Below are 24,608 nucleotides of genomic sequence, written 5' to 3'. Positions count from 1 at the left end.
ACATGCGCAAGCCTCTCGTCGGCGCCGTGCTCTCGCTGCTCCTGATAGGAGCGGCGGCAGCACCGGCTGTTGCCTCGGCGCCCCAGGACAAGGCGGCGGCGGCCGTCACCGTGAACTACGCGGGCACGGTCGCGCTCAGCAACTGCTCCGGGTCCGTCGTCCGCGTCCCCGGCTCCCAGCCGAACGACCCCGCACTCGTGCTCTCCAACGGGCACTGCCTCGAAACCGGCTTCCCAGGGCCGGGCGAGGTCATCAAGGACCAGTCGTCCAGCCGCTCGTTCTCGCTCCTCAACGCGTCGGGCTCGCGCGTGGCGACGCTGCGGGCCAGCAAGGTCGCGTACGCGACGATGACCGACACGGACATCTCGATCTACCAGCTCACCAAGACCTACGCGCAGATCCAGAGCCAGTACGGCATCGCCGCGCTCACCCTGAACGACGCCCGGCCGGTGCAGGGCACGGGGATCAAGGTCGTCTCCGGGTACTGGAAGCGGATCTACAGCTGCAACGTGGACGGGTTCGCGTACCGCCTCAAGGAGGGTGACTGGACCTGGAAGGACTCGGTCCGCTACACCTCGTCCTGCAACACCATCGGCGGCACCTCGGGCTCCCCGGTGATCGACACGACGACGGGCAAGGTCGTCGCGGTCAACAACACGGGCAACGAGGACGGGCAGCGCTGCACGGAGAACAACCCGTGCGAGGTGGACGAGGCCGGCAACGTCACCGTCCGCCAGGGCATCAACTACGCCCAGGAGACGTACATCATCGTCCCGTGCGTCGGAGCGGGCAGCAAGATCGACCTGAACCGCGCCGGATGCACCCTGCCGAAGCCGTGACGCCCGGGCCGCCCGCCCCCTGCGACGGGGCGGGCGGTCCGTCCCCCGCGACGGGGCGGGCGGTCCGTCCCCACGCCGAGCCGGCGAAGACTGGGGGAGACTGGCCCCACCGAGTCGACCGAAGGCCGAACGCATGAAGAACCACGCAGTGATCGCGACCCGCCGGCTGGAGGCGGTCGCCCGGGACGGCGCGACCTTCCCGGTCACCCTCCAGCTCGGCGCCCCGTACCCCGATCCGGACCCGGCCGGCGACTGGATCTGCCCCTGCCGGCTCGACGGCCTCTCCGAGACCACGTACGAGATCCACGGGGTGGACGGGATCCAGGCCCTGGCCCTGGCGGCGGACGTCCTGGGCAGCCGGCTGACCGAGGCCGCGCAGGACCGCGGCCTCACCTTCACCTGGGGCGGGGAGAGCGGCCTGAGCGCGTCCGAGGTCCTGCTCCGGCCCCATACGGCGGGTCGCTGACACCGGCCGTTGCGGATGTGCCAGCGTGGACGGGGTGCATGCCGCCCACGACGCCCTCACGCCCTTCCTGCACGGCGACATCCCGTACCTGGAGAAGGCCCTGCGCACCATCGGGGTCTACGTACTGATCCTGCTGCTGCTCCGGATCGTCGGCAAGCGGCAGCTGGCCCAGCTCAGCAGCTTCGACCTCGTGGTCATGCTGCTGCTGGCCAACGTCGTGCAGAACGCCGTGATCGGCCCGGACAACTCGGTCCTCGGGGCGGCCTTCGGGGCCGCCGTCCTGCTCGGGGTGAACACGCTGGTGGTCCGGGCCGCCGCCCGCCACGAATGGCTGGGCCGCCTCCTGGAGGGCACCCCCACCGCCCTGGCCCGTGACGGCCACTGGCTCACCGCGGTGATCCGCCGCAACGGGCTGCGCCGCGCCGACCTCGACGCGGCGGTCCGCCACCAGGGCGGCGACGACGTCACGGAAACCACGGAGGTCACCCTGGAACCGGGCGGCGCTCTGGTGGTCCAGCTCGCGGAACCCAACCAATCGGCGGACAAGTCCGACATCGCGGCCCTCAAGGCGGCCCTGAGCACCCTGTCCGAAAAGGTGGACGCCCTGAACGACCGCGGGCCGGCACGCCCCCGCCCCCCGCGCGCAACCCGCTGGTGGGGCCGAGACCGTTCCCGTTAGCATCCGACGGTGAGCACGCCGCCGGACCAGCCCTTCCACGATGCGATGCGCCGGGCCGGCGTCAGCCGGCCGGGCGGCCAACTCGACGCGCGGCTCTGCTCCCCGGCCGACTTCGGCCGCCTGGTCCGGCACGAGGACCCCCGCGTTCGTCATCTGGGGCTGGTCCTCCTGGCCGAGCGCGTGGGGTCGGGCCGTACGGGGGACGCGTCCGAGACGGCCGAACTCGCGGGGCTGCTGCCGGAATCGGTGCAAGGGCCGCCGGAGGAGGCGCTCGTCCTCGCGCGGCTCCACGAACGGCTGGGACCGTACCGCCAGGGGCTCCGCCGGCCCTCGTGGCGTACGGCAGGGCTGCCGGCCCGGGTGCAGATCGCCTGGCTGCGCGCCGAGCTGCTGAACGAGCCGGCGGCGATCCGGAGCGAACCCCGGGGCGAACTGCTGTACCAGGCCGTGCGGGAGATGACCGTCACCTGCGCGCACCGGCCCGAGCGGCTCGTGGACGAGCTGGTCGGCAGCGCCGACCCGGTGTTGCAGGCCGCGGGCCTGCGGCTGGCCGGGCAGGGGCTGCACGCCGGGCTGCTGGCTCCCGCCCGGGTCCGTACGTACGCGATCGGCCTGCTCGGCGCCGACAGCGCGGCGGTCACCGTCGCCGCCCTGAGTGAACTCGCCGCGCCGTGGGCCGCGTTGGACCCCGTGCCGCCGGGGTGTCTGGCGCCCTTCCTCGCCGCGGAGGCGGTGCGCGCGCGTCCCGAGGTGGCCGACGCGGCGATCGTGACCGCCGCCCAGCACGGGCACCACGGCCTGCTGCGGCAGGTCATCGACGACCCGGAGCTGCCGCCGGGGCTGCGCCGGCGCGGGATGGAACTGCTCGGCGACCTGGCGGAGCGCGCCGACATCGGCGCGTTGGCGGCCGTCGCCGCACGGGATCCCCTGCTGTTCGGCGGGCCGGCGGTGACCTGCCTGCGCGGGCTCCACCGGCGGGGGCACTTCCCGGACGACGTGCACGTCCCGTCCCTCATCGGCTTGGCGCTGGCCGATCACTCGATCGCGCCCCAGGAGGTCGCGACGATCCTGTTCACCTGCCGGCAGGCGGTGTTCCGCGTACTGGTGGACGCGGACGCCGGCGATCCGAGCTGGCCGCGCCGGCTCGCCCTGCTGGTCGCCCTGGCCGGACAGGGGGCGGAGGAACTCCCGATCGGGGACGCGATCACCCGGGTCCTGGCCTCGGCTCCCGCGCCGGGGCCGTTCCTCGACGCGATCCGCGCTCTACGTCACGCGGATGCCGAAGCGGCCGTGATCGCCCTCCTGCCGGCCGCCCCGGCAGCCGCCCTGGAGGCTCTGGAGGCCATCGGCGGGGACCGCACGGTGACGGCGCTGCGCGAAGGGCTCGGTCTCGGGGAGGGGCCCGGTCTTGGGGAGGGGCCCGGTGTCGCCGCGGCGGAGAGCGTCGCCGTGATCGCGCCGCACCTGCGCGCGGTGCGCGGCCGCGCCCTGGAGGTGCTGTGGCACCTCACCCAGGATCCGGCGCAGCGACGCGCCCTCCTCGTCCGTCTCGATCCCGCCGGTCTGCCGGCGCGTATCGCACCGGACCTCGGTGGCCCGGACGAGCGCGAACTGGCCCTCCTCCGTGCCCATCTGGACCCGGAAGAGCCGGTGGCGGCGCTGTGCACACTGGCCGCGCACGGCAGCGCCGCCACCCTGCCCGCCCTCGCGGACCTGCTGCTGCGCATCGTCGCCGAGCTGGCGGTGTCATGGGGACCGGGCGCGGCCGCCGCCCCGGCCGGGCGCCCGCGACCCGGGCGCGGACAGCCGGCCGGACAGCCGGCGGGACCGCCGGCCGGCGAGCCCGTCGTACCCCAAGAGGTCCTGGACGCCCTGCACGGTCTGGGCAGCCGTCTCCACGGGCGGGGGCGCATCAGGCCGTCCTGCCTGCTCGACGCGGAGACCGCCCGGGAGGCCGGACACGCACTCGTCGCGACCACGGCCCTGGACCTGCTGGACCGGCCGGGACTCTCCGGCGCCGAGCAGGCGATCCTGCTCGAAGTCCTGCTCAGAGCCCCGTACGCGGGCACCCGTACGAGGGTGCACCGCCTGTTGCGCCACCGCGACCGGCACGTGCGCAAGCACGTGATCGCGCTGCTCGCCCGCGACGCCACGGGGGAGGACGCGCAGGCGCTGTCGGCGACCTTGATCGCACTGACCGCCGCCGAGGACATCCAGACCGTCCGGCAGGCACTGCTCGCGCTCGGTCACGCGGGGGCGCGCTGGGCCTCCACCGCGATCGCCGCGTGTCTCGACCATCCGAACATGAACGTCAAGAAGACCGCCGCCGAGGTACTGGTCCGCGCGGGCTCGCCCCTGGCGGTACCGGCCCTGCTCGGCTGGCTCGGGCGCCATGACAACCCGGGGCTGCGCCGCTCGCTCGTCGAGGCGTTGCGCGCCGTCCTCGGCAACGCGTACCTGGCGACCGTCCTCGCCGCAGCCGAGCGCACCGAGGACCGGCGCGCCCGCGAACTGCTGCTGGCAGGGCTCGACCGCGTCCTGCCGGCGGGCTCGGTCATCGCACTGGACGAGCAGGGGTCACGGCTCGCGCCGACACTGCTCGCCCTGGTGGCGGACGGCCGGGTGGGCCTCGCCTCCGGGACGGTCGAGGAACTGTCGGCGGCGATGGCCGAGCACGGGATCACGCTGGCGGACACGCCCGGGCCGGCGGTGGAGACCGGAGCGGACCCGGACATCAGGTCGCTGACGACCGGCGGCTGGAATCCGTCGGTCGCGCTCCGCATCGCCCGCAAGCCCGGGCCGCCGCCGGACCCCGGCCGGCTACGGGAACTGCGGCCACTGCTGGGGGAGTGGCTGCGCCTGGCCGGCTCCGCCCCCGCCGACCGGGGTGGCGTACTGCGCCTCGTCCTGCGGCTGTGCCCCGCACCGTGGACGACCGCGGAACTGGCGGTTTTCGCCCGGTGGACCGAGGTCCTGCTCGACGGGCTCGAAGGGGCTCCGTCCGAAGACCGGGACGAGCTCCTCGCCGTACTCGAAGCGGTCGCGCCGACCCTGCCGGCGGCGCGGAGGCCGGCCGTCGCCGAGGCGGTACGCGGGCTGCGCCCCGCACCCGGGAGCCGTTCCGCGCTGGCGCTGCTGCGCGCCCTCGGCGCCGTGCTGGTCCGGGCCGACCTCGAACTGGCTCTGGCTTCGGCCCGGCTGGGCGCCGACCCCTGGCGGGCCGAGACCGCCGTGCTGCGCGACGCGTTCGCCGTACCGCAGACCCGTACGGCCGCGGCGCAGGCGACGGCGCAGGCGACGGCGACGGCGCAGGCGACGGCGACGGCGCAGGCCACGGCGTGGCCGGCCGCGCTGGAGGCGGCCGTGCGCACGCGGGACGGCCTGGAGGAGTTCCGCCGGCTCGACGGGCCGGGAACACCGAACTCCCGCGACCGCCTGAACACGCTGATCGACGTGTACGCCTCCGCCCGCCCCGAGGTCCGGCCCGCCCTCATCGACTGGATGACGGACATCCAGCCGCTCGACGCTCCGCCCTGGACCCTCGCCGAGACCACGCACGCGACGGCGCCGCGCCCGCGGACGGTACGCGACGACGACCTCGACCAGCCCCGTTCGACCGCCCTGCGCGAGCGCCTGCTGACCATGCTGCGGGCATCCGCACCGGATCACCGGCACACCGCGGCCCTCGCGCTCTCGCGGTGGCCCGAGCCCGAGGCCAGGATTCCGGTGCTCCGGGCGTTCGTGCACGGCCGCGTCGACGTACCCGTAGACGCCGAACTGGCCCGCACGCTGAACGCCTTCGACCAGGAGGAACTGCGCGCGGACGGCATCCTGCACGACAGGGTCGCCCAGGCGGCGGCCCGGCTCGACCCGCAGGACCTGGAACCGCTGGTCCCGCTCCTGCTGGAGTGGTGGGAGCACGACCCGCCGGCCGGCAGCTCCGCGGCCGGGCGGGCGCTGCGCCGCGTCCCCGCCGACGTACTGGCGCAGCACCTCGGCGGCCGGATCGCGGCCGGGGCCTGGGGAGTCCTCGACCTGCTGCGCGGGCGCCCCCTGCTGCGCACCCCCGAGCTGACGCGGGCCTGCCGGCGGCTTCGGGCCGAGGGACGCGACGACCTCGCGGACGGGCTCCTCCTCGTCGAGGGCCCGCTGCGCCACCCCGACGACGCGGTACGGCGCGACGCCGCCGCGCTGGCGGCGCTCCGCGACCGCTCCCGGGCCGGGACGGCGGCGCCCCGGCCCCCGTCCCGCCGGCAGCTCCTGGACCAGGCCCGTATCGGCGACCCGGAGCTGGTGCACCGGGCCCTCACGCGACTGGCCGAGGAACACCGGGGCCCCGACCCGGACCGGGACCCCGCCCTCCGGGACCTGATCGACGAACTGCTGCACCACCCGAAGCCCGGCGTCCGCCTGCTCGCCCACCGGACCTCACGGGCCCTACTGGAGCGGGCGGCCTACCTCCACCACACGACGGTCCTGCTGGACGACCCGCAGCCGGACGTGGTGCGCACGGCGGTACGGACGCTCGGCCACGCGAGTTGGGCACCCGCGATCCCGGCCCTGACCGCACTGCTGGACCACTCCCACCCCGCCGTCCGCAGCGCCGCGGTCAAGGCCGTCACGGACCTGGGCGGACGGGCACTCCCGTCCCTCAGACACGCCGCCGCCCACGCCCGCCCCGACAAACGCCCCCTCTACGAGAAGGTCCTGAACCACATCACGACGACCGAAGCCGAATAGCCCCCGCCCCTGCAACGACGCCCGGCGGAGCCACGTCGTGGCCCGTGGGCGAGCCGGTCAGCCGGCGAAGCCCGGGACCACCAGGCCGGATTCGTACGCGATCACCACCGCATGGGTCCGGTTCTGCGCGGCGAGCTTGGTCAGCACGTTCCCCACGTGGGTCTTGACCGTCTGCAGGCTCACCGTGAGGGATTCCGCGATCTCGGGGTTGGAGAGCCCGGTGGCCATCAGGCGCAGCACCTCCTCCTCCCGGCCGGTGAGGGCGGCCCGCGGCAGGGCCTCGGCGGAGCCCAGCGGGCGGGGGGCGACCATGCGGCCCAGTGCGGCCGGGAAGAGTACCGCTTCGCCCGCCGCCACCACCCGGACCGCCTCGGCGATCCGGCGGACCGGGAGCCGCTTGAGGACGAAGCCGCTGGCGCCGGCGCTGAGGGCGGCCGTGACGTAGCCGTCGTTCTCGAAGGTGGTGATCACCACGACCTTCGGCGGTCCGGCCGCTTCGGCGACGAGTTGGCGGGTGGCCTCGATCCCGTTGAGACGCGGCATCCGGACGTCCATCAGGAGCACGTCCGGCCGCAGGATCCTCGCCCGTTCGACCGCCTCGACGCCGTCGGCGGCCTCCCCGACCACCGTGATCCCCGGCTGTGCGGCGAGCAGTGTGCGCAGGCCGCTGCGGGTGACCTCGTCGTCGTCCGCGATCAGGAGGGTGACGGTGGGGCCGGTCACGGTGGGGCCGGTGACGGCGGGGTCGGTGACGGTGGGGCCGGTCACGGTGGGGCCGGTGACGGCGGGGTCGGTGACGGTGGGGCCGGTCACGGCGGGGTCGGTGACGGTGGGGCCGGTCACGGCGGGCAGGGCCGTGCTCCCGTCCGCGTCGGATGCCCTCACGCCGACGCCCGTGCCGGCAGCCGGACGGCCAGCCGCCAGTGCCGCGTCCCGTCCGGGCCGGACCGGAAGTCACCGTGCAGCAGCCTGACGCGCTCGGCCAGTCCCGGCAGACCGTGGCCGGAGGTCGGGAAGGTACCCGGGTCCGGGCCCGGGTCCGTCCGTGCCCCGGTCCGGTTGACCACCGTGAGGTCCAGTCCGTCCGGGCCGGCCGCCACGCGGACCTCGATCGGGCCGCCCGCCCCATGGCGCAGCGCGTTCGTCAGCCCCTCCTGGAGAATGCGGTACGCCGCCCGGGAGAGCGTCCCCTGTACCTGCGCCAGAGCGCCCGACAGCTCCGGCTCCACCACCGCCCCCGCGTGCCGCAGGCGGTCCAGCAGCTCGGGCAGGTCGGCCAGGGTGCGGGCCGGCGCCGTCGCGGACTGCTCCTCGCGCAGCACTCCCAGCACGTAGTCCAGGTCCTCCAGCGCGGCCCGCGTCGACTCCTCGATGCTGCGCATGGCGGCCCGCGCCGCCGCCGGGTCGGCGGAGAGCACCTCGCCGGCCACCGCCGCCTGGATGGTGGCCGCCGTCAGCGTGTGCCCGATCGAATCGTGCAACTCGTGGGCGATCCGGTTGCGTTCGGCCAGCAGCAGTTCCCGCTCGGCGGCCAGTGCGAGCCGTTCGGCCGCCGACGGCCCCAACAGCCGTGGCGCCAAACACCGCAGGGACTTGGTCACCAGTACGCAGACGGCCGCCGCCAGCAGGACGCACGCGGCCGCCACCACCCAGCTGCTCCACCCACCCGACACCCGGACCGACGTGCCGAACAGACTCATCCGCGCCGCGCCACCGAGCCAGTTCCCCGGCAGGACGAGGCCCATGACGAACAGCAGCCCGCTCGTCAGCGCCCCCGCCCACCCGACGGCCACGTGCAGCACCAGCCAGAGCGGGGTCCGCCAGCGGTCGGGGCCGGGGGAACCGGAAGTGCGGCCGCCGGCCACGGGATCCGGCAGCGGCACGCGCAGCAGCCGGCGGGCGGACACGATCAGAGCGCGTCGGACGGGGCGCGCCAGTCCGACCGCGCCGACCAAGGCCGCCCAGACGAGCAGGACCAGGACGAGCTGCACGCTTTCGGGAGCGGAGCGCCACGACAGGGCCGGCAACAGGGCGAAAGGCAGCAGCGGAAGGCTGGCCAGCGCGCCGCAGTAGGCGAACAGCACACCTGCATACGTGGAGCCGCGCAACAGCGGCCGAATTCCCCTGATCATGATCGCCAGTATCGCCGGGCGGCCCGCCGGCAGCCTCCCCCGATCGGGGGAGCGGATTCTCCCGCCTTCCCGCGATGCGGTCACAGGGCCCTGGAGACCAGGATCGTGCTCCACCGAACGATTCCTCAGGAGTTGACTCATGCGAGCTCAGACCCGGCAGTTTCAGGGCGGACGGCGGCGACGGGCCGTGTCGGCCGTGGTCGCGGTGACCGTCGGCGTGTTGACGCTGGGCGCTCTCGCGCCGCCCTCCGTCTCGGCCGCGGCCGGTGCGGACGCTGTCCAGCGGGCCCTGAACGGGCTGGTGCGTGATGACGGTATGCCCGCCGCCCTGGCGTCCGTCCAGGCCCGTGACGGCCGCACCCGCACCTACACGGCGGGGGTCGGTGACCTGGCCACCGGCTCGAAGGTACCCGTGGACGGCCAGGTACGGATCGGGAGCAACACCAAGGCGTTCACCGCGGTGGTGGTCCTGCAGTTGGTCGCCGAGGGGAGGATCGGCCTCGACACCACGGTGGACACCTACCTGCCCGGCCTGGTCCGAGGTGAGGGCATCGACGGAAGCCGCATCAAGGTCCGCCAGCTCCTCCAGCACACCAGCGGACTCCCCGACTACAGCAGGTACCTCGGGGAGGACGCGCGGTACTACGACCCCCGCGAGCTGCTCGACACGGCCCTGCGGCACCCGGCCGACTTCGACCCCGGGAAGAGTTGGAAGTACAGCAACACCAACTACGTGCTCGCCGGCCTGCTCGTACAGAAGGTCACGGGCCGCCCCCTGGCGCAGGAGATGGACCGGCGCATCATCAAGCCCATCGGGCTGCGCCACACCTACTTCCCCGCCCCCGGTGACGCGAGCATCAGGGAGCCCCACCCCCACGGCTACCTCCGCGACGCGCCGGACGGACCGCTGCGCGACATCACGGAGATCGACCCCTCCTGGGGCTGGGCCGCAGGCCAGTTGATCTCCACCAACTCCGACCTCAACCGCTTCTTCACCGCGCTCCTCGGCGGCCGCCTCCTCCCGCCGGCCCAGCTCGCCGAGATGCGCACCACCGTCCCCGCCGAAGCGACCTTCGGCCCCGGCGCCCGCTACGGACTCGGCATCGTCAGCCGGCCGCTGCCGTGCGGCGGTCTCTCCTGGGGCCACGGCGGCAGCTTCCCGGGCTACGAGACGCGGGGCGGCGCCACCGACGACGGCCGTGCCGCCCACGTAGCGGTCACCACGCAGCTCACCGACGAGGCGGCCCGCAGGAACCTCGAACACGCCGTGGGCACCGCCCTGTGCCCCTGAACCCCACCGGGGACGTTCCGTGAAACGACCATGGCCAGGTCGGACCCACCGCCCTCACGCCAAGCCGACGCCACCCGCTTCCCCAGGAAGCAAACCCGCCGACTACAGCCAGTCCCGCTTCTTGAAGATCACGTACAGGCTCGTGCAGACGACCGCCATCAACAGGATCGCGAAGGGGTAGCCCGCCGCCCAGTGGAGCTCCGGCATCGTCTCGAAGTTCATGCCGTAGATGGTTCCCACCAACCTGGGTGCAAAGAGGATGGCGGCCCAGGAGGAGATCTTCTTGAAGTCGTCACCCTTGCGGCGCTGACCTGCGGAAATCAGCTGGAGAGGCGCTCTGACCTGCGGCGATCCACCTTTCAGGCCCTTTCGTGGTACCGCCCGCTGATGCGCCCGATCCTCCCCAGCCGCTCCCCGGAGGGGCTTCATTCTCCCCAGATTCTCCCCAGCGAGACTGTTGCCAGCAGCGATGTTGCGCGACGGATTGGTGGCCAGTACCGCATCTCTGGACATGTGCGGGGTTGCTCGTCTTGCGGTACCCAGGGCGCGCAGGCAGTGTCGTTGGTAACGGAATGGGCATCAGTGTTGGCGCGCTGTCGTTCTCCATCGAGACTGCACACATCTAAGGTCAGTGATCCTATGGGGGTGGACCGATGAGCAACCTCTTGGGCGCAGTGGACACAGCCCGCAGCAACATTGAACGGCTAGCCGAACCGAGCGTCTTGCACGACGCCGCTGAGCAAGTGATCACCGTTGCCCGACGCACCGGAGCGCAAGCCGTCCTCGCTGCCAGCCCCGTTGCCGAGCGTTTGGTTGGGGCGCTCCTGTCGTCGTGCAGCGATTTGGTCGGCCTGTCCTCGCAGGCGGCTGCCTACACGCAGACCGTATTAATTGTGGACGTCAACATTGCCAGCGGCACTGCGGTGGCACAGGCTGCTCGCCATGCCAGAGACCTCGGGGCTCGACACGTTCACGCGGTCGTCCTCCACCAGCTGACTGCAGTGGCAGCGCGAGCCGCCGACTGCGGCGTGGACGGGTTGGACGTACTCGGAGAAGCGCCGCTGGCCCGTTCCTGTTCTACGACGGATTCGGGTCTGTGGTAGACGCTGCGGGCAACGCGGTAAGGGCTGCAGCAGCGGCCGCCGAACGCTTAGGGTCCAATGCCTTACCGTGCGCAAGGGCATCTGCCTTGGTCAGGCCAAGTGCCTCGCCGACTTCCTTGCCGCTGCGGTAGGTCACCTGGTGGATCTTGTGATCGCGGCAGACGCAGCCGAGAGCGCCTTCGATCATGAGGCGATGACGCGGTGCTGCCTTGCGATTTCCGGCAGGGCTGACGTCCGCAACGCAGACCACCACGGCGTCGGGGTTCAATGCCGAGAGCTTGCTGCTGAGCTTGCGCCCCAAGTCTTCGACCTGGTTGATGACTTCCGACGCCGCTGTTCGAAGGTCGCATGCCTCCCGCAGGTGCGGCTCGCCCTGCGATCCCTGCAGCACGACGCAGTTAACTACAGGACCACGTCCTGCCGTTGGAAAGCCCACACTGATCCCCAGTACCTCCATGCCCAGCACTATAGAGTGACGTTCATGTCGGGAACGGTCATCGCCCAGATCGGCAACCGCCAGGTCGGGAACCGCATCAGTGATCGCTACGAGGTGCTGGAACGCCTTGGGGGTGGATCTGGCGGCGAGGTCTATCGTGTCTTCGATGAGCACCTTCGCGCTGAGGTGGCGCTAAAGCTCTTCGAACCGCTGCAAGGCCAGCCGGCGACGTGGGACGAAGCCCAGGCCCTCAAGAAGTTGCAGAGCCAGTACCTCCTCCCCGTCTATAACGCTGACATCGCCAGCGGGACTGACATCCGCTACATCACCATGCCCGTTATGGACGGCGACCTCGAGTCAGCCGCGGCACCGTTCGGTGCTGACGTTGCGAAGGCAGTGCACTGGGGCCAGCAGCTCGGGTACGGGCTCGAGCGCATCCATGCCGCTGGCCTACTCCATCGCGACGTCAAACCAGGAAACGCCTTCGCCGACAACGGAAACAACGTATTGCTGGGAGACCTCGGCTTCGCCGCACGGATGGATGGCGATGGCTATACGGCCGCAAACGGAACCCTCGCCACCGTGGCTCCAGAGGTGTTGAGCACCGACAAATGTTCGGTGGCCTCAGATGTCTACTCCCTAGCCGCCACCCTGTTTTACCTCCTGTCTGGGCAGTACCCGAGCGGGCCCATAGCCGTCCGCCCGACAGCCCGCAGGGAGCGGATCCTCCATGCCCAGTTCGACAAGCTGCGTGACATCGCCCCCCATGTCTCCCAGGGGCTCGGCAGTGTCGTCGAACGAGGACTCTCCATCGATCCAGCTGCTCGTCCCAGGAGTGCGCAAGAGCTCGCAAACCAACTCGCTCAGTGCTCACAACCTCACCGACCTTGGCGCCGTGTCACACCCCACGCCGGTCACGACCAGTGCTTTGAAGGGGGCGCCACCAATACGGCGAAGGCCGTCTCGGTCTGTGCGGTGCAGGACGAACGGCGGCGCTACAGCATCGAGGTACGCCACCCGGCAGGCCGGCGCGCACGCCAACACGAGAAGGGCGGAGTCCAACCGGAGAGCCTCCCGGCTGCTTTGCGCACTGTGCTTCGAAATTTGAAGTGACGCTGCTTCGGCTGCCCGCTCTCGTCTACAGGACCCGCTGGCGCCAAGCGGCCATGCGTCGATCTGGCCATGAGGCGGATGGTGAAGGGGTAGTCGGCGGCGGGCGGGGGTTCGAACCTCATGCCCTGGATCGTGCCGCCCAAGGTGGGTGTGAAGAGGATGGCGACCGTGCGGAGCCTTGAAATCGTCACCTCGCGGTACGAACCTGCGGTAATCGATGGGAGAGGCCTTCTGACCTGCGGCTACCCGTTTTTGCAGGCTCCTTCGCCGTGCTGACAACTGATGCGGCTAATCCTCCCCAGCGGCTCCCCAACCGAGCCTTATTCTCCCTAGCGCCTGAGGGAATGAGCCAAACGCATGCCAGGAGGCACGCTCTGTCGGACGATGGAGGTGCATGGGAGCACCGACAGCTGGAGACAGGGGAGAGGCATGCGTGTTGACGTACGGGTGGCGGCCGAGGCTGACGAGTTGCGCTCACTGCACAACTGGCTCCGGGCAGATACGGGCATCCGTAGGTCATCCTGGCTGACACTCCAGGAACAGCCTCCCGAGCCGGGGCAGATGGGCGGCCTGGTGGATGTCATCCAGTTGGTCACCGATAACGGGTGGAGCGCGGCCTCCTTCGTTGTCGCATTGGCCGCGTGGAAGCGAACAAGGCCCCAGGACCCGCGGATCGAGATCAGGCGGGGTGACACCGTGATCGTTCTTACGCAGTGCAGTGACGGTGAGATCGACCATGCCGTCCGAGCTCTTGAGGCTCAGGCTCCCGATGATGCCCCAGACGCGTGAGTGTCCTTCCCGACCCTGGCGCGACCCGTGCTGTGCTGATAGGCACGAGTCGCTATGACCACCTTGAGCAACTGCCGGCAGTGTCCAACAACCTGACAGCTTTGGCTGCTGCGCTGGCAGAACCCTTCTCATGGGGGTTGCCGCCGGAACACTGCGTGACACTCTCCAACCCCACGACTGCTGAGATGACCATGTCCGCAGTACGGGCGGCAGCCGAGCAAGCGCGTGACACGGTACTCATCTACTTTGCGGGGCATGGGCTGGTTGACCCAGAAAACGATCTCTATCTGGCCATGCCGCAGTCTAGGCAGCAACGGGTCGAGACCGGGTTGTCCTATAGATGGCTCCGGCAGGCGCTTCTAAACGGTCGAGCCGAGCGATGTGTCGTCGTCCTCGACTGCTGTTACAGCGGCCTAGCGCTGGGGGCGATGGGCGGACCGGTAGACCTGGCCGATCAGGCATCCGTGGAGGGGACGTTCCTGCTGGCCGCTGCGGCAGAAACGCGCACAGCACTTGCCCCACCAGGTGAGCCGTTCACCGCCTTCACGGGAGAGCTCCTGAATGCCCTTCAGGTGGGCATACCCCACGGCCCTGAGTTGCTGGAGTTCGGCGCGCTGTACCGACACATGCGCATCAATCTGGCGGCCAAGGGGCGTCCCGCACCCCAGGCGAGAGACAGAAACACGGGAGCGCAGCTGGCTCTCGGTCGTAACCCTGCGTACCTACCTGCAACGGGTTCTGATCCTCCCAATGGCAAGAACCACGCGTTAGAACGCTCCTGGCCCGACCCCTCGGATATTCGCACTGTCAAGGGCTTCTTTAAGGCGTTGTCAGACGTTCGCGTTACGAGCGGCCTCACTCATCAACTGGTCAGCCAACGTTCTGGTGGACGCGTTTCAGCCAGCACCGTCAGTCGGCTCTTGAACCGCGAGAGCCTGCCTAGGACCTGGCAGACCACAGCGGCATACCTGTCGGCCTGCGGCGTTTCAGATGCACAGGTTGCCGAGTGGCAAGCCGCGTGGATGCGGCTGCTGGCAGAGACGGCGATCGAGGCGGCTGTTCAGGACGCCCCACGACCGAGTCAGGGACGTAGCCCCACGTTGATAGAGCGATTGGCAGGGAGACTTTCCCGACGAAACGGCCGCAGCTGAGATCCCCGTTCAGGGAGTAGCTGCGGCGGTCGGGGTCGGCTGCTGCGGAGCCGGAGCCTCGTTGTCATCACCAAAGACCGTGTTCCAAGCAGCGATGGCCAGCAGCGCAGCTACGACAATGATGCCCGTCGCAGGCTTCTTCACCTGCTTGACGGCTGACGGCCGTACCCAGTGCCCTGCCCGGTAGTAGGGCTTGTCGCTCTTCTGCGCCACGGCGCTCTCCCCCGAAATGAGACTGCTTCTCTACACCTATGCCAGTGTGTCAGCGTCCAGCTGAACGAGGGGGCAAACGACTACGTGCGGCCGATTCTGAACCGCCCGGGTCCGGTTCCACCGGCTGGCCATGGGTAAAGCCAATCACCCTCGCCGCTGATGACAGCTGTGTCAGCCAGCCTTGTCGACAGCAGTTGCCGTTGCGGTATGGCGGCGGCGGGAATCCTGCGGTACTACCTGCTGAAGAGAAGTGCCCTGGTGAGCACGCGGGTCATTCCGCGTTCTCAGCGGCGAAGACGGCCGCTCGGAAGATGTTGCGGATCTCAGTCAGGGGCTCGCGGTCGCGGTTGAAGCGGAGCTTGTTGGTGAGGAGGACAGCCCAGCGGTCCTGGGCCGGGCTGATCCACATGCCCGTGCCAGTGAAGCCGTAGTGGACCCAGATGTCCTCGGCGAGGGCGGTGCCGGGGGCGGGGTGCCAGAAGAGGCCTCGGGCGGGGGTGAGGGCGCCGGTCTGGAGGCGGAGGGAGTCCTTGATCCAGGTCGGACCGAAGGCGGCCCGGGTGGGGGTGAGCATGTGGCGGAGGAAGAGGGCGAGGTCGTCGAGGACGGAGAAGGTGCCGGCGATGCCGCAGACGCCGCCGAGGAGGCGGGCGGAGAAGTCGTGGGCGGTGCCCTTGAGGTGAGTGCCGGTGGTGTCGTCGTACTCGGTGGGGGCGCAGCGGGCCACCTCGGCGGCGGGGAGGGGGCCGAAGCGGGTGCGGGTCATGCCGAGGGGGTGCCAGACGCGGTCCGTGGCGAGCCGGTCCAGGGGCTGGCCCGAGAGGTGTTCGGCGAGGTAGCCGAGGACGAGGGCGGCCCGGTCGGTGTACTCGACGGCTTCGCCCGGTGGGCGGTGGAGGGCTTCGTGGAGGACGCCGTCGCGGATGTCCTGGGGGTCGGTGCCGTAGAGGTTCTTCAGGTTGGCGCGCAGGGGCAGGCCCGCGGTGTGGTTGAGCAGGTGATGGGTCGTGGCCTCGGCCAGGGGGTGACCCGCGACTTCGTCCCAGAAGGCGCCCAGGGGAGCGTGGAGCTGGAGTTTCCCCTCTTCCGCGAGAGTGCCGATCGTGGACCAGACGGCAAGGATCTTGGTGAGGCTGGCCACGTCGAAGACGGTGTCCAGCCGCATCGGTTCGTCGGGCCGGTCGGGGTCGAGGAGGCCGACGGCTCCGCTCGCGCGGATGCCGTCGGCGTCCCCGACCGCCCACACCGCGCCGGGGTAGACCTCCTCGCGTACGCCGGTCTGCAGGAGGTCTTCGATTCGGGGGGTGGAGGGTGTCGTCATGGTCTCCCGATCGTCGTACGGCCGCGGGTGGTCCGTCGGTCAGGGTAGTGAGGCCGCCAGGACTGTTCCGGCTCCGCCACGGGCGGAGTCAGGCGAGCTGGTGGCGAAGCGATCTCGGCTCGCCTCTCCCCCCGACTCTCAGTAGGGATCCGGGTGACGAATTCGGGTGCGGGATTCGGGGTCGGCGTACCGTGCTGGGGGTGACGGATACGACTCGAGAAGATGCTCTGACGGCAGTGCTGCCTAGCCTGTCCGACGCGTTCGGGCTGGGCGCGGTGAGTGATCGGCGGTTCCTTGCCCATGGCCTGATGAACCGGAACTGGCGGCTTGTGACCGCTGCTGGAGTGTTCGCGCTCAAGGAGATCACCGATGTTCCTCTGCCGAAGGTCCGCAGGAACCTTGCGGTCCTCCTGGACTTGGCTCGCGAGGGCATCCCCGTGCCGGCGCCGCTGAGCGCGGCCAACGGTGACCTCGTGGCGGAAGTCGGTGGTCACGGCTACTGCGTCCTGCCGTGGGTGGACGGCGAGCACCTTCAAGGGACGGATCTCCCGCTCGACCAGGTGCGCGATCTCGGTGCTCTGCTGGGCCGCCTCCACGAGGGCTTGCGGCGGCATGGTCCCGGCCGAGTCCCGGAGCAGGCGCCGGTTGCGAAGGTCCGCGATGTGACCGAGGCCGACCGCGCGGCTGCTGCCCTCCTGAGCCGCTTGCCGTCCGCTCCGGTGACGGACTTCGACAAGGCCGCCGCCGAGGCCCTGCACGACCGGCGCCGCCTCCTCGCGCGGTACGCCGATGCCCGGCCGGACGGCGAGGTGCCGGCCGGGCCCTACGGGTGGACGCACGGCGATTTCCAGTACCGCAATCTGCTGCGCCGGGAGGGCCGGGTAGTGGGGATCCTGGACTGGGATCGGCTCGGGGTCCGGCCGTACGGAGAGGAGGTCGCGCGGACCGCGCAGGTGCAGTTCGGGGTCGGTGGTGTCTTCGACCTCGACCGTGTCGCTGCGTTCTGTACCGGATACCGGTCCGTGATCGATCTGTCCGAGGGCGACCTCGCCGACGCGGTGAAGCGGCTGTGGTGGAAGCGGCTGACCGATTTCTGGCAGCTGGAGTTCTACCTCGACCGCCAGGACCCCGCCTTCGGCGAGATGTTCCTGACGGACGAGGCACTGCTGAACTGGTGGACCGACTGCGCCGACGAGGTGCAGGCCGCCTACGCGGCCCGTTAGCCGGCGCCTGCTGCCGCCGGGATGAGCCCGGCGGCAGCCAGCTCGGGCAGGCACGGCCGGACCAGCGGCTCTGCCCCGGCGCGGGCCTTCGCGCCGAGGCCGGTCCGGTCGGCCGACTCGATCGCCTGCACCCAGCCGTCCCCGTCGTCGGGGTGGAGGATCACTCCGCCGTCACCGAGCGCCTCGGGAATGCCGCCGCGGGACGAGCCGATCGTGGGGACGCCGTGGAGTCCGGCTTCCACGATCACCCGGGGGAAGGCGTCCTCGACCTGGGAGGGCACGAGCAGCAGGTCGTTCGCGGAGTAGAGCCGTCCCATGGCGTATGTGCGGGGGACCCAGTGGACGTTCGGGTACGCGGTGAACTCGTCGGCCGTGTCCCACCAACCCTCGACGGGGGTGAACCGGAGGGCGGGCAACCTGCGGATCAGCTGGTGCAGGAGGGCCGCGCCCTTGGCGGGGATGGGGTTGACCATCAGCACGCCGCCGGGGACGCGACCGGCTGTGCCGGGCCCCGCGGCGAGGAGGTGCCCGGCGCCTTCGGCTGGCGCGAAGGGCGGGTAGAAGGCGACGGTCTTCGTGTCGGAGTGGGCATGGGTGCGTCCGGCGACGAACTTCGACGTGGCGAGGGCGACGTGCGGTCGGCCGTGGAGGACGCCCATGCTGTTGGCCGAGACCGAGTGCAGCCATCCGGCGACCCGCGAGGACCGGCGGGCAAGGGCGGCGAGGTCGGCAGCCCGCTCCTGCGATGTCACCACCAGTTCCGGCCGGGCCTCGGCCAGGAGGCCCTTCATCGCCGCTTCCACCCTGTCCTGCGGCACGGCTCGGCACGAGACGCCGTTCCACCGGTAGCGGACCTCCCCGCCGGCCTCATCCCACACGGTTCCGTGGGCCCGGAGGCGGGCACGCAGATGCCCGATCTGCGCGGGACCCGTTCCAGGGAGCCTCGTGGCTGCCGAGGTAGACGACCCGCCAGCCGGCCCGGACGAACTCCTCCGCCAGGAGCTGCTGGGAGACCTCCGCGCCCCCGATCAGCAGCGGTGGTGGGGTCCGCCGCCATACGAACACCACCGTCGGGCCGGTCACCGGACACTCGCCCAGTACGTGAAGAGGGCTTGCACGACGGCGGCCGTCTCCTGCCGGTCGCCGCCCTCGGAGGTGACGGTCAACTCCGCAGTCGCCGGGCTGCGGACGGGGCGGCAGAAGTAGTCGCGGAAGTGCGTGAGGAAGGCGGGGTCGTGGAGGAAGTACTCGGGCTCGACCTCATGGTGTCCGGCCGCCTTGCGCCGCAGGTGTAAGAGTTCGGGCGTCACGTCCAGGTACAGGGTGTGGTCCGGCCGCAGGTGTGGCATCTCCTCGGCCCGTCCGGTCAGTTCGGGCAGGACGTTGAAGCCGTAGATCTCGTCCATGGCGTGAGCGTGGGCGAAGAGGGTGTCGACGGTCCGGTCCAGGACGACCAGCCCGCCGTGGCGGCGAGCTGCGTCCACGCGCTCGCCCTCGATCTCCATGAACGTCATGAACGCCTTCACCTGCTCGTCAGCCGACCGGGTGGAGGGGGTGGGGATGTCCTCGCGGCGCGCGAACGACTTCACGTAGCAGGAGAAGAACATCGCGTCCTGCATCGCCGGCACCCGGCGCAGCCGCCCCAGGGCGGAGGTCTTGCCCCCGTACGAGGGGCCTTCCAGGCCGAGGATCACCACGACCCCCCGAGCCGGTAGAAGCGTTCCGCGAACTGGCCCCGCGGAGGGCCGTCCGGGTCGGGCAGCAGGTTGGCGGCGACGGTGTAGGCGTGCCGGATCGGCCGGTACATCTTCCGCGCGGGGTGCATCTGCGAGCCGTGCATGTGCAGCAGGGTCACCTTGTCCAGGACGGTGGCCGTGATGTCCTCCAGCTCCGGTTCGAAGACATCGCGCACCCGCTGTCGGAACAGCTGCCGGTCGCATCCGGACAATCCGTACGTGGACCAGAAGGCGGCGTCCTCCCAGAACCACCGGCAGCCCAGGCGGCGCGTCGCCTCGTGGACGGCGAGGTGGTCCGGGTGGCGCGTGACGGCGGCCGGGGCGAGCAGCTCTGCGTCGTCCATCCCGTCCAGCATCTCGGCGAGTTCGGAGGTGATCCGGTCCACCTGGGCGGGCTCGGGTGCCCGATAGGGTTTCTCGGCGTCCTTGTGCCCCAGGCCGACCCGGGCCGCCCCCAGGGGCAACAGGGACTGGGCGGCTTCGCGGTCGCGGAGTCCGGAGACCGTCTCCACGCTGTTATAGGTGCTTTCGAGGGAGGGGTGGACGCTGCGGGAGCGGGTGAAGACGGTGACCACGGTCAGCGGTCGGGGACGGGCGAGGAAGGTCCCGGAGGCGGACAGGACGAAGTCGTCGTGGTGAGGTTCGATGACGACCACCGGCCGCCCGGACGGCTTGCGCGGCTCGATCCAGTACGGCGCGAGGGTCAGCGGCGCCGTCAGCGTCATGATCTCCTTCGCCCCGGTCAGGGAGTCCATCCAGGCCCGGTGCGCGGTCAGGAGGTCGGTGGGGAAGGTGTAGATGCCGTCGGCGTCCGGCAGGGGAAGGCGGGTCACCTGGGGTTCTCCGATCATCGGACGGTGGTGGCGTACCAGTTGCGCCAGAAGCGGGGCGAGGTCAGGCCGAGGCGGACGACCACCGGGTTTTGCCACCAGAGCATCCGGGCCGTGGACCAGGCGTCGTAGCGGCGGGTGGAGGGCCGCACGCGGAGGTCTTCGAGGACCGCGACCGGCCCGCCCGTGCGGCGGCCGTAGGCGGTCAAGCGGGCGAAGAACTCCATGTCCTCGCTCATGAAGTAGTCCGGCCGGTAGCCGTGTACCGCCTTGAAGGCGTCCCGGGTGCAGAACTGGTTGACGCCCTGGGCGCCCCCATGGCGGGAGCGGTGGTGGTCCCAGTAGGCACAGAGCAGGCGGGCCCCGAACCGGGCGGGGGTGTAGAGCGGCGGGATCGCCCCGCCGACGGCTCCGGCGTCCATCGCGGCCACGGCGGCCGTGATCCCCTCCAGCGGCAGGGCCACGTCGGCGTCGACGAAGAACAGCATCCGCCCTTTGGCCTCGCGGGCTCCGCTGTTCCGGGCCAGGCCGATGCTGCGGACCAGCTCCGTCACCACCCTGGCCCCCAGCTCCTTCGCGACGGTCGCGGTGCCGTCGGTGGAGGCGTTGTCCACCACGATCACCTCCCCCACGAGGCCGGAGAGGGTTTCCCAGGCCCGGAGGGAAGCGAAGACGGTGGGCAGGTAGCGGGGCAGGTACTCGGCCTCGTTGTAGGCGGGGATGATCACCGACAGATCGGGGTCGGTCACAGCGCGGTCCTTCCTGAGTGTGGGGACAGGGCAAGGTGCAGGCGGGCCGCCCAGGCGTCGCGGTCGCGGCCCTCCCGGTGGGCGGCATAGGTCCAGCCGCGTACGGCCTGGAAGGCCACGTAGGCGTCCAGGAGTCGGGTGTCGACGGGCCGTCCGTAGGCAGCGGCCACGAACAACCGGTCGGACGGCTCCAGGGCGTCGCAGGTCACGAGGGTCTGGGCGAGGTCGTACTCGGGGACCTCCACGGTCGCGGCCTCGAAGTCCACGAGGTAGTCGTGGAGGCGGGGCCGGCCGTGTTCGCCTACGGTGAGGCGTCGGTCGCCTCCGCAGATCACGTTCTCCAGGTGCAGGTCTCCGTGGCACCACACGAGCCGTTCCAGGCGTGCCCCGGCCGCGATGACCTCCAGGGCGGGAGCGAGCCGGACGAAGACCTGCTTGGGGCAGTGGGCGGCCAGAGCGCTGACCTGCTGGCCGATGCCTGGCGCCAGGGGGACCCCGGCTGGGGCCTTGACGCTATGGAAGGCAGCCATCAGCAGGGCGAGCCTCAGCAGTGCCGCCGGACGCGGCATCTGCCCGGCTCGGACGGCATCCCCCAAGGTGCTCGTTCCGGCATCGGTGGTGACCAGGGCAGAGACGGTCAGGCCGGGAACCGGCCCGTACCCGATCACGGTCGGCACCCGCACCCGCCCGGCGGCGGTGACGGCGGCCAGGAGGCGGGCCTCGTCGACAGCGCCGTGGGTGCCGTCGACCGCGAACAGCTTGACCACCACCGGGCGGCCGTCGGCGAGACGGACGCGGTAGACGGCCGTTTTCGGTCCGTTGCGGACGCGGACCGTCTCCGCCGGAGCCGACCCGGCCAGTTCCGTGCAGGCCCTCTCCACTGCCAGGACCATGCCGCCAGTCACAGTGCACCTGCCCCGGTCAGGTGCCGCAGCGTGCGGTGCATCTGCTGCCGGTAGGCACGCACGTCTTCCGTGCCGGGGCACGAGCGCATCCACGGCTTCTGGCCCCCGACGAAGTGCACCACGTGCCCGTCCCGGCGGGTGACCGGGCGTCGGAGGACCCGGCGGACCCAGTCCCCCCGCTCGAGGAACCGGTCCACCTCGAACCGGTTGAACACCGGCCTGACCGGATGCGCGGTCCCGGAGGACAGCAGCCAAATGTTCAGGGCGCACTGGTCGTTGTGCTTGATGTACTGCCGCCCGCCGACCAGGGCCTGCTGGACCCCGGCCCGCATGGGGGCGAGCATTGGCGCGGGGACCCACAGCATCCCGGCGTTGAAGTAGGTGCGCCCGACCAGGTGGGGCCAGCGCTCGGCGACCCCGGGCAGTGCCGGGCACTGGCCGACGGCCGGGTTGAACTCGTCCTGTACCGCGCCGACCCGATCCGCCGGCAGCCCGTTCAAGGGCGCGGAGAGGTCGCCGCGTACGTGTACGTCGGCGTCCACGTAGATCAGGAACGGCCGGTCGAGGAAGCCGGGGGTGAACCCGAACCTCAGGTAGGTGGCGACCGAGATGTAGGCGGCGTCCGCCATGACACTCTCGGGCGGCGCGGCCTGCCAGCGCAGGTCGAAGGAGCCGAATCCGCAGCGGCGGGCGAAGGACTCCATCACAGCGGCCTGCCCCGGGGACAGGCCGTTGGTCAGTACCCGTACCGCACTCTCGCGGCGGTCGGCCACCGGCAAGTGGTCGGCGACCGATCCGAGCGTGACCAGGGCGGGTAGCAGGTAGCGGGCATCGATGCACATGCCGATCGCGTACACGCGGGTGCCTCCAGGGCGAGGTTCGACGGGACTGGCCGGCAGGGCCGGGGCATGGTGGCCGGCTCCTCGCCCGTATCCGGGGGAGCCGACCCGCCTCACCGGTGTCGGCGAGGTGCTGCGGTCACCTGCCGCGGCCGGGCAGGTGGAGGGCTTCCGGCTCCGACGCCCCAGGCAGGCCGGCGCCGGAAGCGGTTCAGACAAGCCGCAGGAGGTCCGTGTTCCGGGCGAGGTGGGCCACCGACTTGGCCAGCAGTCGCAGCGCTATCGCCGGATCGCTCCCGCAGCCCCGGGCGACCTTGCGGGCGAACCGCACGGTGCTGGCCGCGATGTCCTTGTCCCGGCTCTCCGGCAGCAGGTCCGCGTACCGTTCGGCGGGGACCGCGAGGGTATGGATGTGCTCGCGCAGCCGCTCCCGCAGCCGTACGGCAACCTCCCCGGCCGGGTGGTGGTCGGCGAGGGTGAGGGCGGCCTCGACGTCCCCGGCGACGGCGGCAGCCGCAGAGGCGATTAGGGTCTTCCGGTTGGCGGAGGTGACCGTGGGCACCTCGACCGGGGCTGCCGCCACTTCGTGCGCGAGTACGGTCACGATTCCGCTCCCATCCGCCTGGTGCTGGTTCGGCTGTGCGGACAAGTAACCCGTGTCAGAGACGTGTTGGACATGACGAATCCGCTCGCAGCTACTCGCGTGACCACTGACGAAAAGTCCCGACCTCCGCTACCTCGGACGTCGGCCCCACCTCTACCGTGACTGCATGGTGCGGAAGCGGAACGCGGAATTAGAGACCTGGATGAAGGAACACGGGCTCAGTGCGGGCGCTCTTGCCGAGCAGGTCAACGACGCCATGGCAGACCTCAGCGGCCATCGCGGCGCCGTCACCGAACGGACGGTCTACCGGTGGCTATCGGGAGAGAACCGCTCGCCACAGGACCGCCAGTGGCATGCCCTGGAGGTTGTCTCCGGGCTTCCTGCGACCGACCTGGGGTTCGTGCCCCGTGCCCGCCCCCGCCCCGCAACGCCCTCAGCACGACTGGAGGACCCTGTGCTTGGCCGTCGAAGCTTCATCTCCGTAGCCACCGGCGCCGCCGTCGCCGTGTCCACCGGCACCGCGACCGCAGCCACCCGACCCACGGTCGGGCACTCCGACGTCGACCGCCTGCGCGGTCTGCTGGCCGAACTGTGGCTCCTGGACGACCAGAACGGCGGCGGTCCCGTCCTGGAGAAGCGCGCCGCCGACCTCGCCGCCCGCACCATCAGCCTCCAGCAGCACGGCTCCGCCAGTCAGCGCGTCCGCTCCCGCCTCTACGCCGTCGCCGCGTCCTTCACGGCCTTCGCCATGTTCTCCGCCATCGACGCCCGCCGGCTGGGGGAGGCCCAGCGCTACCTGGAGCAGTCCGTCACCCTCGCAGGACTTTCCGGAGACGGCCAGGTCCAGCACCAGACCTGGCGGTACGCCGCCATGCTCGCCGGACAGCGCGGCCGGTACGCCGACGCCCTTGCCGCGGCCGAAGCCTGCACCAGCACCCGGGCGCACCGCACCGACCCCCTCTACGCCTCGCTGACCCACTCCCGCATCGCCCTGACCGCCGCCAGCCTGGGCTACAAGACCAGAGCCCTCCGAGCTCTGGACCGGGCCCACGGTGCCTACGACCGCGCCGATCCCGCCGAGGCCCGTCCGTCCTCCGTCGCCTTCTACACCCGGGGCGAACTCCACGGCCTGACCGGCATCACCCACTACCGGCTCGGCGAGGCGGAGCAGGCTGAGTTCCATGCGCACCGGTGCATCGCGGACCTCCGCGACGACCAGCACCGAAACCGCGCCTACTACCTGTCCCAGGCGGCCCTCGCGCAGGTCGCGCAGGGTGATGTCGAGCAGGCCGTGGCCACTGCCACCCGCGTCATCGCCCCGACCGGCGCCGACGCCGGCCGCGTCCCCCACCTCCTGGGCAGCTTCACCTCCGCACTCAACCAGGCGGCCCCCAAGTCCGCCGTCACCCGCCAGTGGAACGACCGCACCCGCACTGCCTGAACCCGCAC

General features: G+C 71.1%; 23 protein-coding genes and 1 pseudogene. 11 read left to right on the top strand and 13 right to left on the bottom strand.

Features of this window, described 5'->3' with window-relative positions; genetic code table 11:
* Positions 1 to 2: 2 nt before the first annotated feature.
* The 4 genes from CP980_RS07015 (at position 3) to CP980_RS07000 (ending at position 6,724) form a co-directional block, all read left to right on the top strand.
* A complete protein-coding gene (locus CP980_RS07015) occupies positions 3 to 839 on the top strand; it encodes a S1 family peptidase (RefSeq protein ID WP_099888877.1) in 837 nt (278 codons plus the stop codon).
* A 133-nt stretch (positions 840 to 972) separates the two neighbouring features.
* Positions 973 to 1,305 (top strand): DUF6968 family protein, encoded by a 333-nt coding sequence (locus tag CP980_RS07010; protein ID WP_150493078.1) that lies wholly within the window; start codon positions 973 to 975, stop codon positions 1,303 to 1,305.
* A 25-nt stretch (positions 1,306 to 1,330) separates the two neighbouring features.
* On the top strand, positions 1,331 to 1,984 hold the full coding sequence (locus CP980_RS07005) for a DUF421 domain-containing protein (protein WP_208834767.1): 654 nt from the start codon (positions 1,331 to 1,333) through the stop codon (positions 1,982 to 1,984).
* Between the two features lie 9 nt (positions 1,985 to 1,993).
* The gene (locus CP980_RS07000) at positions 1,994 to 6,724 is read left to right on the top strand and encodes a HEAT repeat domain-containing protein (protein ID WP_150493076.1); all 4,731 of its coding nucleotides are present in this window, start codon (positions 1,994 to 1,996) and stop codon (positions 6,722 to 6,724) included.
* A 57-nt stretch (positions 6,725 to 6,781) separates the two neighbouring features.
* On the opposite strand, the gene CP980_RS06995 is transcribed toward CP980_RS07000, so the two are convergent.
* Positions 6,782 to 7,492 (bottom strand): response regulator transcription factor, encoded by a 711-nt coding sequence (locus CP980_RS06995; protein WP_373312804.1) that lies wholly within the window; start codon positions 7,490 to 7,492, stop codon positions 6,782 to 6,784.
* A gap of 113 nt (positions 7,493 to 7,605) precedes the next feature.
* The gene (locus tag CP980_RS06985; protein WP_150493074.1) at positions 7,606 to 8,856 is read right to left on the bottom strand and encodes a sensor histidine kinase; all 1,251 of its coding nucleotides are present in this window, start codon (positions 8,854 to 8,856) and stop codon (positions 7,606 to 7,608) included.
* Between the two features lie 139 nt (positions 8,857 to 8,995).
* On the opposite strand from CP980_RS06985, the gene CP980_RS06980 reads away from it, so the two are divergent.
* On the top strand, positions 8,996 to 10,147 hold the full coding sequence (locus CP980_RS06980) for a serine hydrolase domain-containing protein (protein ID WP_150493072.1): 1,152 nt from the start codon (positions 8,996 to 8,998) through the stop codon (positions 10,145 to 10,147).
* A gap of 102 nt (positions 10,148 to 10,249) precedes the next feature.
* On the opposite strand, the pseudogene CP980_RS06975 reads toward CP980_RS06980, so the two are convergent.
* Positions 10,250 to 10,435, bottom strand: a pseudogene (locus CP980_RS06975) (CorA family divalent cation transporter); the annotation flags it as partial.
* Between the two features lie 365 nt (positions 10,436 to 10,800).
* Here CP980_RS06975 and CP980_RS06970 point away from each other — a divergent pair.
* Positions 10,801 to 11,250 (top strand): phosphoribosyltransferase, encoded by a 450-nt coding sequence (locus CP980_RS06970; RefSeq protein ID WP_150493070.1) that lies wholly within the window; start codon positions 10,801 to 10,803, stop codon positions 11,248 to 11,250.
* Here the strand turns inward: CP980_RS06970 and CP980_RS35020 are convergent.
* Complete coding sequence (locus CP980_RS35020; RefSeq protein WP_167535802.1) at positions 11,225 to 11,707, bottom strand: hypothetical protein; 483 nt, start codon at positions 11,705 to 11,707, stop codon at positions 11,225 to 11,227. The genes CP980_RS06970 and CP980_RS35020 overlap by 26 nt on opposite strands.
* Positions 11,708 to 11,731: 24 nt before the next feature.
* Here CP980_RS35020 and CP980_RS06965 point away from each other — a divergent pair, with 24 nt between their 5' ends.
* From CP980_RS06965 to CP980_RS06955, 3 genes are all read left to right on the top strand, one after another.
* Positions 11,732 to 12,799 carry a serine/threonine-protein kinase gene (locus CP980_RS06965; RefSeq protein ID WP_167535801.1) on the top strand — a complete coding sequence of 356 codons (1,068 nt, stop codon included), beginning with the start codon at positions 11,732 to 11,734 and terminating at the stop codon, positions 12,797 to 12,799.
* Between the two features lie 357 nt (positions 12,800 to 13,156).
* Positions 13,157 to 13,588: an effector-associated constant component EACC1 gene (locus tag CP980_RS35820; RefSeq protein ID WP_341874188.1), complete on the top strand. Its 432-nt coding sequence runs from the start codon at positions 13,157 to 13,159 to the stop codon at positions 13,586 to 13,588.
* Entirely contained in the window at positions 13,585 to 14,739 is a 1,155-nt protein-coding gene (locus tag CP980_RS06955; RefSeq protein WP_150493064.1) for a caspase, EACC1-associated type, read from the top strand. Before CP980_RS35820 ends, CP980_RS06955 begins: the two co-directional genes overlap by 4 nt.
* Before the next feature lie 9 nt (positions 14,740 to 14,748).
* Here CP980_RS06955 and CP980_RS06950 read toward each other — a convergent pair whose 3' ends face one another.
* Together CP980_RS06950 and CP980_RS06945 are read right to left on the bottom strand one after the other, a co-directional pair.
* Positions 14,749 to 14,952, bottom strand: coding sequence for a hypothetical protein (locus tag CP980_RS06950; protein ID WP_150493062.1), 204 nt, complete (start codon positions 14,950 to 14,952; stop codon positions 14,749 to 14,751).
* A 271-nt stretch (positions 14,953 to 15,223) separates the two neighbouring features.
* Entirely contained in the window at positions 15,224 to 16,273 is a 1,050-nt protein-coding gene (locus tag CP980_RS06945) for a serine hydrolase domain-containing protein (protein ID WP_150493060.1), read from the bottom strand.
* A 200-nt stretch (positions 16,274 to 16,473) separates the two neighbouring features.
* Here CP980_RS06945 and CP980_RS06940 point away from each other — a divergent pair, with 200 nt between their 5' ends.
* Positions 16,474 to 17,496 (top strand): phosphotransferase, encoded by a 1,023-nt coding sequence (locus CP980_RS06940; protein WP_229906816.1) that lies wholly within the window; start codon positions 16,474 to 16,476, stop codon positions 17,494 to 17,496.
* Here the strand turns inward: CP980_RS06940 and CP980_RS06935 are convergent.
* The 7 genes from CP980_RS06935 to CP980_RS06905 form a co-directional block, all read right to left on the bottom strand.
* Positions 17,493 to 18,287 carry a glycosyltransferase gene (locus tag CP980_RS06935; protein ID WP_229906817.1) on the bottom strand — a complete coding sequence of 265 codons (795 nt, stop codon included), beginning with the start codon at positions 18,285 to 18,287 and terminating at the stop codon, positions 17,493 to 17,495. The two genes, CP980_RS06940 and CP980_RS06935, sit on opposite strands and share 4 nt — an antisense overlap.
* 288 nt (positions 18,288 to 18,575) lie before the next feature.
* Positions 18,576 to 19,193, bottom strand: a complete 618-nt coding sequence (locus CP980_RS06930) for a nucleoside/nucleotide kinase family protein (RefSeq protein WP_150493058.1) — start codon at positions 19,191 to 19,193, stop codon at positions 18,576 to 18,578.
* Positions 19,187 to 20,083, bottom strand: coding sequence for a PIG-L deacetylase family protein (locus CP980_RS06925; RefSeq protein WP_189998351.1), 897 nt, complete (start codon positions 20,081 to 20,083; stop codon positions 19,187 to 19,189). The genes CP980_RS06930 and CP980_RS06925 overlap by 7 nt, the downstream gene beginning before the upstream one ends.
* Positions 20,080 to 20,811 carry a glycosyltransferase gene (locus CP980_RS06920; RefSeq protein ID WP_150493056.1) on the bottom strand — a complete coding sequence of 244 codons (732 nt, stop codon included), beginning with the start codon at positions 20,809 to 20,811 and terminating at the stop codon, positions 20,080 to 20,082. The genes CP980_RS06925 and CP980_RS06920 overlap by 4 nt, the downstream gene beginning before the upstream one ends.
* Positions 20,808 to 21,704 carry a phosphotransferase gene (locus CP980_RS06915; protein ID WP_150493054.1) on the bottom strand — a complete coding sequence of 299 codons (897 nt, stop codon included), beginning with the start codon at positions 21,702 to 21,704 and terminating at the stop codon, positions 20,808 to 20,810. The genes CP980_RS06920 and CP980_RS06915 overlap by 4 nt, the downstream gene beginning before the upstream one ends.
* 8 nt (positions 21,705 to 21,712) lie before the next feature.
* On the bottom strand, positions 21,713 to 22,558 hold the full coding sequence (locus tag CP980_RS06910) for a glycosyltransferase family 8 protein (RefSeq protein WP_229906818.1): 846 nt from the start codon (positions 22,556 to 22,558) through the stop codon (positions 21,713 to 21,715).
* 208 nt (positions 22,559 to 22,766) lie between these two features.
* Entirely contained in the window at positions 22,767 to 23,159 is a 393-nt protein-coding gene (locus CP980_RS06905) for a hypothetical protein (protein ID WP_150493050.1), read from the bottom strand.
* A gap of 166 nt (positions 23,160 to 23,325) precedes the next feature.
* Here CP980_RS06905 and CP980_RS06900 point away from each other — a divergent pair, with 166 nt between their 5' ends.
* On the top strand, positions 23,326 to 24,600 hold the full coding sequence (locus tag CP980_RS06900; RefSeq protein WP_483028300.1) for an NsdA family TPR-like regulatory protein: 1,275 nt from the start codon (positions 23,326 to 23,328) through the stop codon (positions 24,598 to 24,600).
* Positions 24,601 to 24,608: the final 8 nt, after the last annotated feature.

It is taken from the genome of Streptomyces vinaceus (genome assembly GCF_008704935.1).
Classification (GTDB): Bacteria; Actinomycetota; Actinomycetes; order Streptomycetales; family Streptomycetaceae; genus Streptomyces; species Streptomyces vinaceus.
The sequence above is the reverse complement of the archived record's forward strand: the minus strand, read 5'-3'. Positions and strand labels throughout refer to the sequence as shown.